The organism is Enterobacter sp. T1-1 (assembly GCF_000710795.1).
In the GTDB taxonomy this organism is placed as follows: Bacteria; Pseudomonadota; Gammaproteobacteria; order Enterobacterales; family Enterobacteriaceae; genus Enterobacter; species Enterobacter cloacae.
In genome coordinates this window covers 25,261-38,939 of sequence record NZ_JALW01000013.1, presented here as the reverse complement: position 1 = coordinate 38,939, position 13,679 = coordinate 25,261, and the positions used below count along the sequence as shown (strand labels likewise).

Genomic DNA, 13,679 nt, shown 5'->3' with positions numbered 1-13,679 from the left:
TTTACCGTGATGACCTATACTTACGTTACCTGCGCGGAGGGTTTTCTGCGCATGCGTTAAACCTGCAAGAGGGCATCGCTATGGGTATTATCGCGTGGATCATCTTTGGTCTTATTGCCGGGGCTATCGCTAAACTCATCATGCCGGGAAATGATGGCGGCGGCTTTATATTGACCTGTGTTCTTGGGGTTATTGGTGCGGTTGTCGGCGGCTGGCTGGCGACCATGTTTGGCTTTGGGGGCGACATTAGTGGATTCGACCTGCACAGTTTCCTTGTGGCTGTGGTGGGCGCCATTGTTGTCCTGGGCATATTCAGGTTGCTCCGACGGGCATAGATGACACAAAACGGCTCTCGCGACAGGGCCGTTTTTTTGTCGTGATATTGATTTGCTAATCGAAATGATAATAATTGTCGTTCCTAGTTACATATAATCACAAGACGACATTATGAACACCTCACGTTTTGCAGTATGCGCGTTGGCAGGAGCCGTGACGCTGGCATTACAGGCACAGGCATTTGCTGAAGAATCCACCATTCTTGTCACCGGCTCTGAGCAGGGCAGCGTTCTCCCCGCATGGACAAACAGCGCAACCAAATCGGCCGTTGCCGAAAGTAAAACGCCGCAGGTGATCGATACCGTCTCTGCGCAGCAGATCGCGCAACGCCATGCCAACTCCGTGAATGAAATCCTGCGCTATGTTCCGGGCGTTTCGACAGAGCTGCGTGGCAATACCACCTACATGAGCGAATATAAAATCCGTGGTTTTTCCGTTGACCAGGAGTTCTACAACGGACTGCAACTGCCGTATAACGTCACCGGAAATACCAAAGCGCGCATCGATCCACTGCTGATTGAAAGCGTTGATATCCTCAAAGGGCCATCTTCTGTGCTCTACGGCGGTGGCTCCCCGGGGGGGCTGGTAAATATTCAGGGTAAAAAGCCACAAAAAACCGCCCATACCGAGTTGGGTTTCAACACCGGCAATCGCAATCTGAAGGAGGGTTATCTCGACTCGACCGGACAAATTGCCGACAGCGACTGGAACTACCGACTGCTGGGCAAAGCCACGGAAAATGACGATCAGCCCCATACCACGCGCTATGAAAATTATCTGGTTGCCCCGTCCGTGACATGGGAGCCGGACAGCAAAACGCGTCTTACGGTTGATGCACTGGCGCAAAACTCCCCGAGCCTGTCTCCATCCAACCCGTTGCCGCTTGCTTATCTGCGCTCAAAATATGCCGACCGCCGGGATTATGCCGGGGATGAGTGGAGCGGTTTCAAACAGCGTCAGTGGATGCTGGGCTACAGCTTTGAACATGAGTTTGACAGTGGCTGGGGCTTTAACCAGAAGGCACGGTACTTTGATGTCGACACCCACCAGCGCAGCGTTTATGCCACGGGGACGGGGAGCGCGGTATACCAGCTTAACCGGTTTGCTTACACCACGGATGAAGATCTGAAGAGCTTCAACATCGATAACCAGGTAACCAAAACCGTGGCGCTGGGAGAGTGGAAACACCACCTGTTGGCCGGATTTGACTATCAAAAGATGGACTCCCACTTCTACTACCGTTATGCCTCAACAACGCCTGGCATCGATATGCGAAATCCTGACTATTCGCAGATCAATGAACGCGATCTCGGGTTGTATACGGGGCAGAAAAATCGTCTGAGCTATCAGCAAAACGGCTATTACCTGCAGGATCAGGTGGAGTTTGGCGGTTTAAATCTGCTGGCCAGCCTGCGTTATGACGATTACCGCTCGGTAACCACCAACTATATGCAGAATGGCGACAAGGCGTGGGTCTCGCAGGACCGCGTGACCAAACGCCTGGGCGCGCTTTACGCGTTTGAGAATGGGCTTTCACCGTTCATCAGCTACTCCGAAGGGTTTGCCCCGGTGTCGCCGCAGGGTACGCTCACGGCTAAAGATGTGAAGCCAACCACCAGCAAGCAGGTGGAAGGCGGGGTGAAATACCTGCTGGCGGATTACGCCACAACCTTTACCGCCTCGGTATTTAATATCCGTCAGAAAAATGTCGTCACCTCCGATCCGGGCTTCCTGAATTACAGCCAGACCGGAGAAGTGGAATCTAAAGGGGCTGAGCTCTCAATCGTCAGCCGCCCAGCGGATAACGTGACCCTGATTGCCAACTATGCCTACACCCATCTGATCAATACCGAAGATGACAAATACCAGGGCAAACGGCCAACGCAGGTACCGGAGAACGCGTTCAACCTGTGGGGGGATTACACCTTTGACAACACGCCGCTGAGAGGGCTGATGCTGGGGGCAGGGGCGCGCTACACCGGTCCAATGGAAATTTCACCGAACAACGATGCGGGCAAACTGGGCGGTACCATGCAGTACGATCTGGCGGCCTCCTATCGTATGGGGGAAATCCTGCCGTCGCTGGAGGGATTGACGCTGAAAGCCAGTGCGCAAAACATCACCAACAAAGAGACGCTGACCTGCTACGACGCGACAAACTGCTGGATTGGGCGTGACCGGACGTATCAGTTGGGGGCGAGCTACAGCTTCTGATTATCGTTTCCCTCTCCCGAAGGGAATGCAGGCCGGGTAGGCGTTAGCGCCCCCCGGCATTGTTCACTTACTGCGCCGTACTTTTCACCGGCGCAGCCTCATCATTCGCCGCAGGCTGATTCTGCGGCACGCTGTCACACGGTTTCTCTTTCGGACAGACCAGATCCAGCATCTTCAGCGTCACGCCGTTGCTCCAGCCGAATCCATCCTGTAGCGGATACTCACCGCCGCCACCGCCCGTACCGGTGGAGGAGACATCATATTTCTCCACCAGTTTCTGCTCGCGATCGTAGGTATGCTGAACATTTTTCAGGAAGCGCCAGGTGACATCCATCGCGACCTTGTCCTGTCCATAATTCTGCAACCCTTCCGTGGCTACCCACTGCAGTGGCGCCCAGCCATTGGGGGCATCCCACTGCTGGCCGCTGTTCACGGTGGTGGTGGTGATGCCGCCCGGTTTCAGCAGACGTGAGGACGTCGCTGCAGCCACTTTATCCGCGCGATCCTGTGCCGCGGCCTTCACATACAGCGGGAAGAGGGCTGCAGCCGTGAGCTGATTACGCACCTTCTTACTCTTCAGGTCGTAATCCGCGTACCATCCCTCTTTATCGTTCCACAGATACTTCTCCATCGCCTTCTGGCGCGCCGTGGCCAGGGCTTCATATTTGCTCGCGCTGGCGGCATCGCCGCTCTCCTGGCTTGCCCGGGCGAGCAGTTTTTCCATCTTGAACATCAGGGCGTTCAGATCCACCGGCACAATACTGGTGGTGCGGATGGTGCCCAGCTTTTGCGGATCGTCCATCCAGCGGGAACTGAAGTCCCAGCCTGAGGCCGCCGCAGAGCGCAAATCGCGGTAGATTTCGGTTGCCGGGCGGTTAGGGTTGCTTTTGGCGGTGGTGATATCGTCAAGCCACGACTCCGGACGCGGCGTGTCGCGGTCATCCCAGTAGCGGTTAAGCAGTGAGCCATCCTCCAGCTTCACCACGCGTTTGTTGGCCTCTCCGGCCTGCAGCGCATCTGCGCCCTCCATCCAGTAGGCGTACTCCTTTTCCATCTGCGGACGGTATTTCTTCAGCGCCTCGCTGTCGTGCGTGGCCAGCAGTTCCACCATCAGCGAGAAAAATGGCGGCTGGGAGCGGCTCAGATAGTAACTGCGGTTGCCGTTCGGAATGTGCCCCCATGTATCCAGCTCGTAGGCAAAGTTGTCCACCATATCGCTGATTTTGTCCCAGTGGCCGCTTTCCGCCAGCCCTAACATGGTGAAATAGCTGTCCCAGTAGTAGACCTCACGGAAACGCCCGCCCGGCACAACGTAGGATTTTGGTAAGGGCAGGAGTGAATCCCATTTGTTACTGGCTTTATCGGTGGTACGCGTCAGCACAGGCCACAGCCCGTCAATATGCTCACGCAGGCTCTGCCCCGCAGGAGGAACATATTTTTCCCCTTCCGCGGGAAGCGTGAAGTTCATATCAACAAAATGGCGTAAATCAAACCCGGACTGACGACGCTGCATGCGGTAGTCGGCCAGGATCGTCAGGGGATCGCTTTTCGGTACGGCATCGGCAAAGGTTTTTTGATCGGGGAAGAGTTTGGCGCTCTGGACATCGTTGAAAAGAGGACCGAGCAAGATATCCGGTGAATTTGTCTGGCCAGAGTTCATCTCTTCCGCGTTGCCTGTCGCGGCAACCGCGAGCAGCGCACTGCCCAGAACCAGATGTAAGAGGCGAGGGCGCAGCTTTTGAGGTGTTATCATCGGTGCTTCTCCTTATTTCGCTGAGCAGCGGTCACGCTGTAATCATTCACCAGAAAACCTTAGTCGAATATTCCGCGCTTCGCGTGTCGAACATCGCACTTTGCACAAATCCAGACAATTTACCGTTGCGTTTAATGCCCCGGTGGCGCGGCTGAAATATTGATATTGTGAATGGCTGTAGGCGAGAAAATAAATTGCGATCCGTTACGCATAATTTTCCGGATAAAGGCTTTCTTTTAATTATCCCGATCACATAAAGCAAAAAACATAACTTCATGGTGAAAAAACATAATGGATCGCCTCGTTGCGCTCAGGCGAAATTATTGCCAAAGCAGAAACCGGTTTCATCAATAAGGAGTAACGTGATGTCAGTGAGTGAAAAAATTCCGGTCCGGGAAAAAATAGGCTACAGTCTTGGAGATGCCGCGAGTCATATTGTTTTTGACTCCTCGGTCGCCATTCTGGCGTATTACTATACGGATATTTATGGCTTACCCCCGGCCGTAATGGGAACCATGTTTCTTTTGGTCCGCTTATTAGATGCCATTACCGACCCCGTTATGGGAGCGATTGCCGATGCAACATCCACTCGCTGGGGACGTTTTCGTCCCTGGCTGCTGGCGATATGCGTTCCTTTTGCGGTGAGTTGCGTGCTGGTATATTCCATACCTGATTTTACTGAAAACGGGAAAATTTATTATGCCGTTGGCGCGTATATATTTATGACCCTGATGTATACCGCCATAAATATCCCGTATTGTTCTTTGGGGGCGGCGCTGACGTCCGATCCGCGTGAAAACCTTTCGTTGCAGTCCTGGCGCTTTGCCATTACGCCAATTGGCGGGGCGCTCGGCACCGCGCTGATTCTGCCCCTGGCGGACTATCTCTACCCCGGCGACAGGGCGACCGGCATCCAGGTGGCGATGGCGCTTTTTGGCGCAATCGGCTGCGTGATGTTTATCATTTGTTTTGTTACCACCAAAGAGCGTGTCCAGCCGATCAAAGAGGAAAATCTGAACATTGCCCGGGACGTTAAAATCCTCTTTCGTAACGATCAGTGGCGCATTCTCTCGATCTACAACTTTATGATGCTGGTGGCGGTGGTGATCCGCGGTGGCGCAGTGGTCTATTACGTGAACACTGTTCTCAACAAGGGCGCTGACGTCATCTCGTTCTTTATGCTGGGTGGGATGCTGGCCTCGATGTTTGGTTCGGTTCTGGCGCAGCCGTTCGGTACCCGTTTTTGCAAGGTTAAACTCTCGTTCTGGATCAATATTCTCAACGCTGCGTTAGGCGTGGCCTGCTTCTGGCTGCCGCTGGAGTTCTGGGTCATTCCACTGATTGCCCATGTGCTCATTCAGATTGTCCAGGGCGGTAACGGCGCGTTGCAGTGGTCAATGATCACTGATGCAAATAATTACGGTGAATGGAAAACCCAACGTCGTATTACAGGTATGAATGTTGCGGCCAATATTTTCGTGATTAAGTTGGGTGTCGCCGTCGGTGGTGCCATTCTGGGTTGGGTGCTGGCCTGGTTTAATTACCAGTCGAACAGTACCGTACAGTCAGAATCCGCCATTCAGGGCGTTATTTTATTGTTCACGTTAATCCCATCACTCTTTTATTTACTCACCGCATTCTCGATCAAATTTTATAAATTAACTGAAAACGTCATGAATGGCGTGGTGAGTGATTTAAACAAAGGCGAATTCGCTAACTCTTAATAGTTGAAGCAGTAAGCCGATAATTCATTTGAATTATCGGTGAGGTTCTCTGTGTCCGTCAGGAAATAATGATTAACTCACGAGGATGGAGTCGATGAAAGTGAAATACCTTGCACTGCTCGTCAGTGCGTTTTGTTCTACCGCAGCAATGGCAGCAAATGATACCCAACGTCTGGAAGATAAACTGGCGCAACTGGAGGCGCGCCTCGAAAAGGCCGAAACAAGGGCAGCAAAGGCAGAAGCACAAATTCAGGTTCTGGAGCAACAGCAGCATACCGTGGTAGCTGCAAATCCTGTGGTGGTTGAATCCACAGAGCCTGCGACAGCGCAAACGGCACCTAAGCTTACGTTATCCGGCTACGGTGATATTAAATTTTATGGTGACGTTGAATTTAATATGGATGCGGCCAGCAAGACCGGCAGTTTAACGTCCATGAAAACGACAGCCAATAAAGACTGGGCACCCGGTAACCATGAACGCTGGGATATTAACGGGCGTTTGCTGCTGGGGTTTGACGGCTATAAGCGAATGGAAAACGGCAATTTTGCCGGTTTCTCCGTACAGCCGCTGGCGGACTTAACGGGCAAAATGAACCTGGACGACGCGGTCTTCTTCTTTGGCACGGAAAACGACTGGAAGGTAAAAGTTGGCCGCTTTGAAGCCTATGACATGTTCCCGCTAAACCAGGATACCTTCGTTGAATATTCCGGCAACACCGCTAACGATCTCTACGGCGATGGTTATGGCTATATCTATATGATGAAAGAGGGGCGGGGGCGTAGCGACAGCGGCGGTAACTTCCTGCTGAGTAAAACCCTGGGCAACTGGTATCTCGAGGTTAACACGCTGCTGGAAGACGGCAGCTCGCTGTTTGTTGACCAGCAGTATCATGGCATGGACCTGGATAACGATAAAAACGTCGCCTACGTCCGTCCGGTGATTGCCTGGCAGGAAGGAAACTTCTCGACCGCCATCGCGATGGAGAGCAACCTCGTCAACAATGCCTACGGCTACCACGATGCGTCCGGAAGATGGGTCGACCAGTCTGACCGCACCGGCTATGGCTTTACCATGACCTGGAACGGGCAAAAAACCGATCCGGATGACGGTATCGTGGCGAACCTGAATACCGCCTACATGGATGCTACCGACGAGACGGATTTCACCGCGGGCGTGAATGCCTTATGGCGCAATGTTGAGCTGGGCTATATCTACGCGCATAACCAGATCGATAATTTCAACACCGCCAACTTTAATGCGGACTGTGATGGCGACTGCTGGGTGACCGATCCCGGTGATTATGATATTCACACCATTCATGCGTCGTACCTGATCCCGAACGTCATGAAGATGAAGAATTTCAATATCTATCTTGGCGCGTATGCCTCCTGGGTTGAAGCACATCCGAATGATGGCGATGACCGTAACGACGATCGCTACGGCGGGCGCGTGCGCTTCAAATACTACTTCTGATGTCCTGCGCCAGTCAGGCCTCTTCCGGGGTCTGGCTGGTCTCCCGCAGCGTGCCCGGCGCATGGCCGATTATTCGCTTGAACGCCCGGCTAAACGCCGCAAGGGATCCGTACCCCAGGCGCAGCGCGACCGTTTCAATAGGCTGATTTTCATGGCGAATGTACTGAATGGCCAGGCGCATCCTCAATTCGCTGAGGTATTTCGCCGGGGTGGTGCCCGTCGCGGCGAGAAAACGTTCCGCAAACACCGAGCGGGAGGTGCCAGCCTCTTTTGCCAGATCCGCCACGCTCCAGTTCAGACCCGGCTGCTGGTGCATGGCGTAAATGGCCCGGCTCAGACGCGGGTCACGCAGTACTTGCACCCAGCCGGTGGCTTTTCCGCAGCCTCCTTCAACCCAGCCCCGCACGATTAGCGCCGCCACCACGTCCGCCAGCCGCGCGAGGATCCCGGCGAATCCGGCCTGACGCGTCATGGATTCGCGTTCCATCGCCGCCAGCAGCGGGTGGATCTCCGGCCAGGTGGACATCAACCGGCTCACCATCATCACCTCCGGCATCGCTTTAATTAGCGGCTGCATTCCGCCCAGTTCAAAGTCCATGCATCCGCTGAAAATCACGGTGTTCTCGCTGTCCGGGCAGGGTTCGCAGGTGATGGCGCAGACCGAGCCGCAGATAGGCTCGCTGGGAAAGGCGCTAACCGGCGTGATGGTTGCTTTCTCGTCAGACAGCAGGGCGTGCGCATTACCGTTCGGAATAAAAAGGGCATCGCCACCGCTTAAGGTAAACGTTGCGCCATTCTCCATACGCAGCAGGGCGCTGCCGCGGCTGACAAAATGAAACTGTGCTTTGCCCGGCGCCTGGTGGAACGCCACGCCGAAAGGCGCGCTGGCTTCAATGCGGCGGTATTTCACGCCCGACAGGCGCATTCCGCGCAACAGCTCGCTAATCAGATCGGGGGACTGAGCGGTCATGGCAAAACTCCGGACGAATAATCAATAAGTGGAGATTATATGTCATAGATCGTCCAGGGTGAACACTCTATCCTTTTGCGACAGTTGTCACATTTTCATAACGGGAGATCAACAGATGAGTTCATGTGTCGCGGCGAGAGAGGCTGTTGTGCCTGCAAAACCCGCCTGGCGGGCCGTCTATTCACTGGGGCTGGGGGTGTTTGGTTTGATCACGGCGGAGTTCCTGCCCGCCAGTTTGTTAACGCCCATGGCCGCAAGCCTGGGCGTAACGGAGGGGATGGCTGGGCAGGCAGTGACCGCCACCGCGCTGGTCGCGCTGGTCACCGGATTGCTGATCACCCCGGCGACCAAAAGTATCGACCGTCGCTGGGTACTGATGTTTTTCTCGGTGCTGCAAATCGTCTCCAGCCTGCTGGTGGCTTTTGCACCCACGCTGCACGTACTGCTGATGGGACGCCTGCTGTTAGGGATTGCCATCGGGGGATTCTGGGCGATGTCGACCGCCACGGCGATGCGTCTGGTGCCTGCCGATAAAGTGCCGAAAGCGCTGGCGGTGATCTTCTCCAGCGTGTCGATCGCCACGGTGGTCGCGGCCCCGCTGGGCAGCTATCTTGGCAGCCTGATTGGCTGGCGTAACGTCTTTATCCTCTGCATTCTGCCGAGCATGCTGGCGTTGCTGTGGCAGCTTTGGGTACTGCCGTCAATGAAGCCGGAGAGCAGCGGCAGCCTGGGCACACTGTTCCGCGTGCTGCGTCGTCCGGGAATGATCGGTGGAATGCTGGCGACCATTCTGATCTTCAGCGGTCATTTTGCCTTCTTTACCTATCTGCGTCCGTTCCTTGAAACGGTGGGGCAGGCAAGCGTGGAGAGCATCTCGCTGATCCTGCTGGGCTTTGGGATTGCCAACTTTATCGGTACCTCCGTAGCCGGACATCTGCTTGCGCGTAATCTGCGCCTGACGCTGGCGCTGGTACCGTTCGCCATGGGCGTGCTGGCACTCACCATGGTGGCGTTTGGTCATCTGGCGATACTGGATGGATTGCTGGTGGCGATGTGGGGCTTTGCGTTTGGTCTGGTTCCGGTGGGCTGGTCAACCTGGCTTGCCACGACGGTGCCAGATGAAGCCGAAAGCGCAGGTGGTTTGCTGGTAGCCTCTATCCAGCTGGCAATCAGCGCCGGTGCTGCCGTGGGCGGGGCGGTATTTGACCTCAACGGCGCCAGCGGCGTCTTTGCCGGAAGCGGTTTCCTGCTGGTAACGGCGATGGTGATTGTGTTGATGGGCGTGAAGGTTAAGGCGGAGTGATTGTTTTCCCTCTCCTGTGGGAGAGGGAATTTATAGATGTCCATTATTCTACGCAGTCGCTCTCTCATTCCAGGTGTCTTTGAACATGATGTTCCCGTCACAATATTTCCATTCAATTGATTCATAACGTATTTCAACTTCTTCAAGGTGGGCACTTGCAATCCCTAGTGGATGCAAGACTGGCGATATCCTTGTTACCTTGACGTTTTCCAGAATGATGTTGAAGTATTCACGCTCGATACCGGCGTCATTAATTTTATACATTTTGATTAATGCCGTTTTGAAGGTTTTACCTGTACAGACGGCACGAAAGAGATAGGGTGTGATGCAATCGATTTCTTTTTCAAAGGTGATGGGGACATGAAGTCGTGTTCCTGTTAATTTACCCGTGTTGGAACAGGTCGGTATCCAGACCGAGTGGTTAAATGATTTTAGTTCGGTAGAGCCCAACCTTGTGGGCATTAAACATTCACCTGTAACAGGGGCGTTATTCTCATCTGTAAACCATATATATGCTGGTGTAGACATTTATTCATCCTTTAGGTTCGTAGAAATAGGCTATATAAAAAACGATTACTACTATAGCCCCAACAATAAGCATTGCCGTTTGATCGTCTTCAATTAAGGTTGCTGGTATCATTGATAGAATCACAACAACAAAAATCGCGGTATATGCTTTTAAATCATTCTTCAAGTCTTCCAGAAGAAGTTTAAAAATCTTCTTTATGGCCCTCCTCATTATTGAGCCATTTTTATAAAAGCATTGGTAATATCATGATCTGATGCTGTGTAAATATTCAGGTAACCAGCTTTCATTATTACTGGTTCGATGAGGAAGTACATCATTTCAAGTTTCTCCATATATAATGCATGATAAAATAATGGAAAGAATTTTTTGAGATTATTGGCGCTGTCTGCCGCTCGTTGGACCAATGCGTAAGCGTTAAGCACTAAAAATGCACCTCCCGTTCTTCCAGCAACTTTTTTCATCAATGCGCTCTGCACTGCAGCATTCATTTGATTGCTATAGCATATATATTTTGCGACAGCATAAATTAAACTCAATTTGGATGCTTGTTTAACTGAATAGTGTGTTGTGAAGGGTATGACTTTTTCGAGTATGGTCTTCTTTTCATTTTCGCTTCTGTTTTTAAGTATTGTTTCAATGTATAACTTAACCATGCGAAATATTAAATCCCTGTGTTTAACTAGCTCTGCAATGCCAAGCATGAACCTTTTATCTTCGGAAGCCAAATTTTTGCATACATCAAAATAATTTTCAGTGAAGCAAGACGTATAATAGAGTAAACGCGTTGTCGCATCGCCAAGATTATGTAGATATTCTAGGGCTCCATCTTTCACCCCAGCTACGGCACGATCAAGCCTTAATGCAAGTTCTTTATCGGACCCAATTTTTTCGATAATCGATTTACTGTAATACATAGCCTGTCCCTGTTGTGTACAGAGTTTATCATGGGCTACGTTGTCGACTGGGGACAGTGATCACACTCGCATTTATAAAAAGCGAAAGCAAGAATAACCACCAATTTATTTTCTAAGTAAATTGGTGGTTATATATAATTGATGTGATGAATTTGGAAGCGATGAATATAATTTATATTATCAAGTATTATATATACTGCGAGGATGGTGACATAATCCGTAGGCCGGGTAAGCGCAAGCGCCACCCGGCTTAAACATTACAACCCTTTCTTATCCATCAGCACCGCCAGATCCACCAGGCGGTTAGAGAAGCCCCACTCGTTGTCATACCACGCCAGAATTTTCACCATCCGACCACCAATCACCAGGGTGGAGAGACCGTCAATAATCGAAGAGCGCGGGTCGCCCTGATAATCGCTGGAGACCAGCGGTTCATCGCTGTATCCCAGAATGCCTTTCAGTGGGCCGCTGGTCGCAGCTTTGCGGAACGCATCGTTCACCTCTTCGGCCGTAACGTCACGGCTCAGCGTCACCGTTAAGTCCACAATCGAGACCACCGGAACCGGTACGCGCAGGGAATAGCCGGTCAGCTTGCCGTCCAGAGACGGGATGACTTTCCCCAGTGCCTTCGCGGCACCGCTGGAGTACGGCACAATCGACAGGGCTGCCGCACGTGCGCCGCGCAGATCTTTTTCCGGCTGGTCGTGTAGCGCCTGACTGTTGGTATAAGCGTGCGTGGTGTTCATCAGGCCATGCTCAATACCAAACTGCTGATGCAGGACCTGAGCGGCCGGGGCCAGGCCGTTCGTGGTGCAACTCCCGTTGCTCACTACCACGTGCTTAGCCGGATCGTACTGCTCGTGGTTAACGCCCATCACCACCGTCAGATCGTCATTTTTACCCGGCGCGGAGATGATGACGCGCTTCGCCCCACCGTGGGTGATATGCACCAGCGCTTTTTCGCGCTCGGTGAAGAAACCGGTCGCTTCAATCACCACGTCAACGTCCGCATCGCGCCAGGGAATATTCGCCGGATCGCGTTCGCTAAAGACGGTAATGCGCTGGCCGTCAACCTGCAGCGCGCCGTCCGCCGCTTCAACGGGGGCCGGTAGCGTGCCGAGCAGGGAATCATGCTTAAGCAAATGGGCGAGGGTTTTGCTGTCCGTCAGATCGTTAATCGCCACAATCTGCAGGTCCGGATTGCCCAGCGCCGCGCGCAGGAAATTACGTCCGATACGGCCGAAACCGTTAATGCCGACCTTAACCATAATGCACTCCTTATCTCTGTTGTCTGGAGTCACTGTAGGCTTCAGGCCGGATGGCGTAAACGACAAAAAAGGATCACATTACGCCATTTTACGGCAGTGAAAACGCTGACGGTATTCACCGGGTGTGAGGTGGAGCTGTTTTTCAAATACGCGACGCAGGTTGATGCTGGTGCCAAATCCGCTTTTCTCGGCGATAACGGACAGCGGATCGTCGGTCTGTTCAAGCAACTGTCGGGCTGCGGCAAGGCGCGCTTCGGTCACATAGCGTGCCGGAGACGCCCCCGTGTCGCGGGTGAATACCCGGGTGAAATTGCGCGGGCTCATGGCTACTTTTTCCGCCAGCTTTTCGACGCACAGATCGGCCGTCAGGTTTTGCAGGATCCAGGTTTGCAGCTCGCTGATGGGGCCGGAGGAGCCGGACTGCGACAGGTTATAGCGGCTGAACTGTAGCTGTCCTCCCGGGCGGCGCAGATACATCACCATATCCTGCGCCACGTCGCGAGCGAGGCTGAAGCCATAATCGTCTTCCACTAGCGCCAGGGTCAGATCAAAGCCGGAACTCACGCCACCGGAGGTCCAGACAGGGCCATCCTGAATATAGAGCGGCCCCCCCTCAACACGGATGGTGGGGTACTGCGCTTGCATGGTTTCCAGCAGCCGCCAGTGGGTGGTTGCCCGACGGCCGTCAAGCAAACCGGTCTGGGCCAGCAGCATTGCGCCACCGCAAATGGAGGCGATCCGCCGCGCATGGGGGGCTGCAAGATGCAGCCAGTCCACCACGGCGGTGCTCTCCTGCTCGTTCATGCCGCGCCCGGTAATGATGATGGTATCAAGCGGCTCACGGGGATCCAGCTCCGGCAGGCGATAATCTGCCAGCAGATTGAGACCAGACTGGCCGTGGATCACCTGGTGCGGCTGGGTCGTGGCGATGATGATGCGATAGCAGGGCTGCGCAAGGCCTCCCGGGTGCAGGCGGTTGGCTTGCATCAGAATGTCGGCGATGCCGGCGGCTTCAAACAACATGCCGCCGTCAGGAACAATAATCAGGATCTTCTTCATGTCCTGAAAAGTACCTTTATTGCAAAATAAGTCAAGCGGAGGGCAAGGGCGTTGGCTGGCACAACACACCTTTCTGGCAAAGCAAAGTGATTTAAGTTCTTTGTTATTTCAGGCGTTATCCCGGATCGTCAGCAT

Annotated in this window: 11 protein-coding genes; 5 read left to right on the top strand and 6 right to left on the bottom strand. The window is 53.3% G+C overall.

Translation table 11 applies throughout. The features are described 5' to 3' along the window. Positions 1-80: 80 nt before the first annotated feature. Positions 81-335: a GlsB/YeaQ/YmgE family stress response membrane protein gene (locus AK59_RS0105980; RefSeq protein ID WP_020690853.1), complete on the top strand. Its 255-nt coding sequence runs from the start codon at positions 81-83 to the stop codon at positions 333-335. 112 nt (positions 336-447) lie between these two features. Continuing rightward, entirely contained in the window at positions 448-2,550 is a 2,103-nt protein-coding gene (locus AK59_RS0105975) for a TonB-dependent siderophore receptor (protein ID WP_029882291.1), read from the top strand. A gap of 67 nt (positions 2,551-2,617) precedes the next feature. Here the strand turns inward: AK59_RS0105975 and AK59_RS0105970 are convergent, their stop codons facing one another. Further along, positions 2,618-4,303 (bottom strand): alpha,alpha-trehalase, encoded by a 1,686-nt coding sequence (locus AK59_RS0105970; RefSeq protein ID WP_029882290.1) that lies wholly within the window; start codon positions 4,301-4,303, stop codon positions 2,618-2,620. Positions 4,304-4,668: 365 nt separating this feature from the next. On the opposite strand from AK59_RS0105970, the gene AK59_RS0105965 reads away from it, so the two are divergent. Together AK59_RS0105965 and AK59_RS0105960 are read left to right on the top strand one after the other, a co-directional pair. Then, positions 4,669-6,027, top strand: a complete 1,359-nt coding sequence (locus AK59_RS0105965) for a glycoside-pentoside-hexuronide (GPH):cation symporter (RefSeq protein WP_029882289.1) — start codon at positions 4,669-4,671, stop codon at positions 6,025-6,027. A gap of 94 nt (positions 6,028-6,121) precedes the next feature. Continuing rightward, positions 6,122-7,501, top strand: a complete 1,380-nt coding sequence (locus AK59_RS0105960; protein ID WP_029882288.1) for a carbohydrate porin — start codon at positions 6,122-6,124, stop codon at positions 7,499-7,501. A gap of 13 nt (positions 7,502-7,514) precedes the next feature. Here AK59_RS0105960 and AK59_RS0105955 read toward each other — a convergent pair whose 3' ends face one another. Further along, positions 7,515-8,471: an AraC family transcriptional regulator gene (locus AK59_RS0105955; protein WP_029882287.1), complete on the bottom strand. Its 957-nt coding sequence runs from the start codon at positions 8,469-8,471 to the stop codon at positions 7,515-7,517. A 115-nt stretch (positions 8,472-8,586) separates the two neighbouring features. On the opposite strand from AK59_RS0105955, the gene AK59_RS0105950 reads away from it, so the two are divergent. Then, positions 8,587-9,774, top strand: coding sequence for an MFS transporter (locus AK59_RS0105950; RefSeq protein ID WP_013096167.1), 1,188 nt, complete (start codon positions 8,587-8,589; stop codon positions 9,772-9,774). Positions 9,775-9,822: 48 nt separating this feature from the next. On the opposite strand, the gene AK59_RS0105945 is transcribed toward AK59_RS0105950, so the two are convergent. The 4 genes from AK59_RS0105945 to AK59_RS0105925 all read right to left on the bottom strand — a co-directional run bounded on the left by AK59_RS0105945 (position 9,823) and on the right by AK59_RS0105925 (position 13,544). Then, positions 9,823-10,302 carry an Hcp family type VI secretion system effector gene (locus AK59_RS0105945; protein ID WP_029882286.1) on the bottom strand — a complete coding sequence of 160 codons (480 nt, stop codon included), beginning with the start codon at positions 10,300-10,302 and terminating at the stop codon, positions 9,823-9,825. A 210-nt stretch (positions 10,303-10,512) separates the two neighbouring features. Continuing rightward, on the bottom strand, positions 10,513-11,217 hold the full coding sequence (locus tag AK59_RS0105935; protein ID WP_029882284.1) for a hypothetical protein: 705 nt from the start codon (positions 11,215-11,217) through the stop codon (positions 10,513-10,515). Between the two features lie 257 nt (positions 11,218-11,474). Then, a complete protein-coding gene (gene gap / locus AK59_RS0105930; protein ID WP_029882283.1) occupies positions 11,475-12,485 on the bottom strand; it encodes a type I glyceraldehyde-3-phosphate dehydrogenase in 1,011 nt (336 codons plus the stop codon). 78 nt (positions 12,486-12,563) lie between these two features. Further along, entirely contained in the window at positions 12,564-13,544 is a 981-nt protein-coding gene (locus AK59_RS0105925; RefSeq protein ID WP_020690861.1) for a GlxA family transcriptional regulator, read from the bottom strand. Positions 13,545-13,679 lie beyond the last annotated feature (135 nt).

Excerpts from the sequence above, each read along its gene's own strand:
- AK59_RS0105980 (WP_020690853.1), top strand. The coding sequence starts at position 81 with ATGGGTATTATCGCGTGGATCATCTTTGGTCTTATTGCCGGGGCTATC.
- AK59_RS0105975 (WP_029882291.1), top strand. The coding sequence starts at position 448 with ATGAACACCTCACGTTTTGCAGTATGCGCGTTGGCAGGAGCCGTGACG.
- AK59_RS0105970 (WP_029882290.1), bottom strand. The coding sequence starts at position 4,303 with ATGATAACACCTCAAAAGCTGCGCCCTCGCCTCTTACATCTGGTTCTG.
- AK59_RS0105965 (WP_029882289.1), top strand. The coding sequence starts at position 4,669 with ATGTCAGTGAGTGAAAAAATTCCGGTCCGGGAAAAAATAGGCTACAGT.
- AK59_RS0105960 (WP_029882288.1), top strand. The coding sequence starts at position 6,122 with ATGAAAGTGAAATACCTTGCACTGCTCGTCAGTGCGTTTTGTTCTACC.
- AK59_RS0105955 (WP_029882287.1), bottom strand. The coding sequence starts at position 8,471 with ATGACCGCTCAGTCCCCCGATCTGATTAGCGAGCTGTTGCGCGGAATG.
- AK59_RS0105950 (WP_013096167.1), top strand. The coding sequence starts at position 8,587 with ATGAGTTCATGTGTCGCGGCGAGAGAGGCTGTTGTGCCTGCAAAACCC.
- AK59_RS0105945 (WP_029882286.1), bottom strand. The coding sequence starts at position 10,302 with ATGTCTACACCAGCATATATATGGTTTACAGATGAGAATAACGCCCCT.
- AK59_RS0105935 (WP_029882284.1), bottom strand. The coding sequence starts at position 11,217 with ATGTATTACAGTAAATCGATTATCGAAAAAATTGGGTCCGATAAAGAA.
- gap (WP_029882283.1), bottom strand. The coding sequence starts at position 12,485 with ATGGTTAAGGTCGGCATTAACGGTTTCGGCCGTATCGGACGTAATTTC.
- AK59_RS0105925 (WP_020690861.1), bottom strand. The coding sequence starts at position 13,544 with ATGAAGAAGATCCTGATTATTGTTCCTGACGGCGGCATGTTGTTTGAA.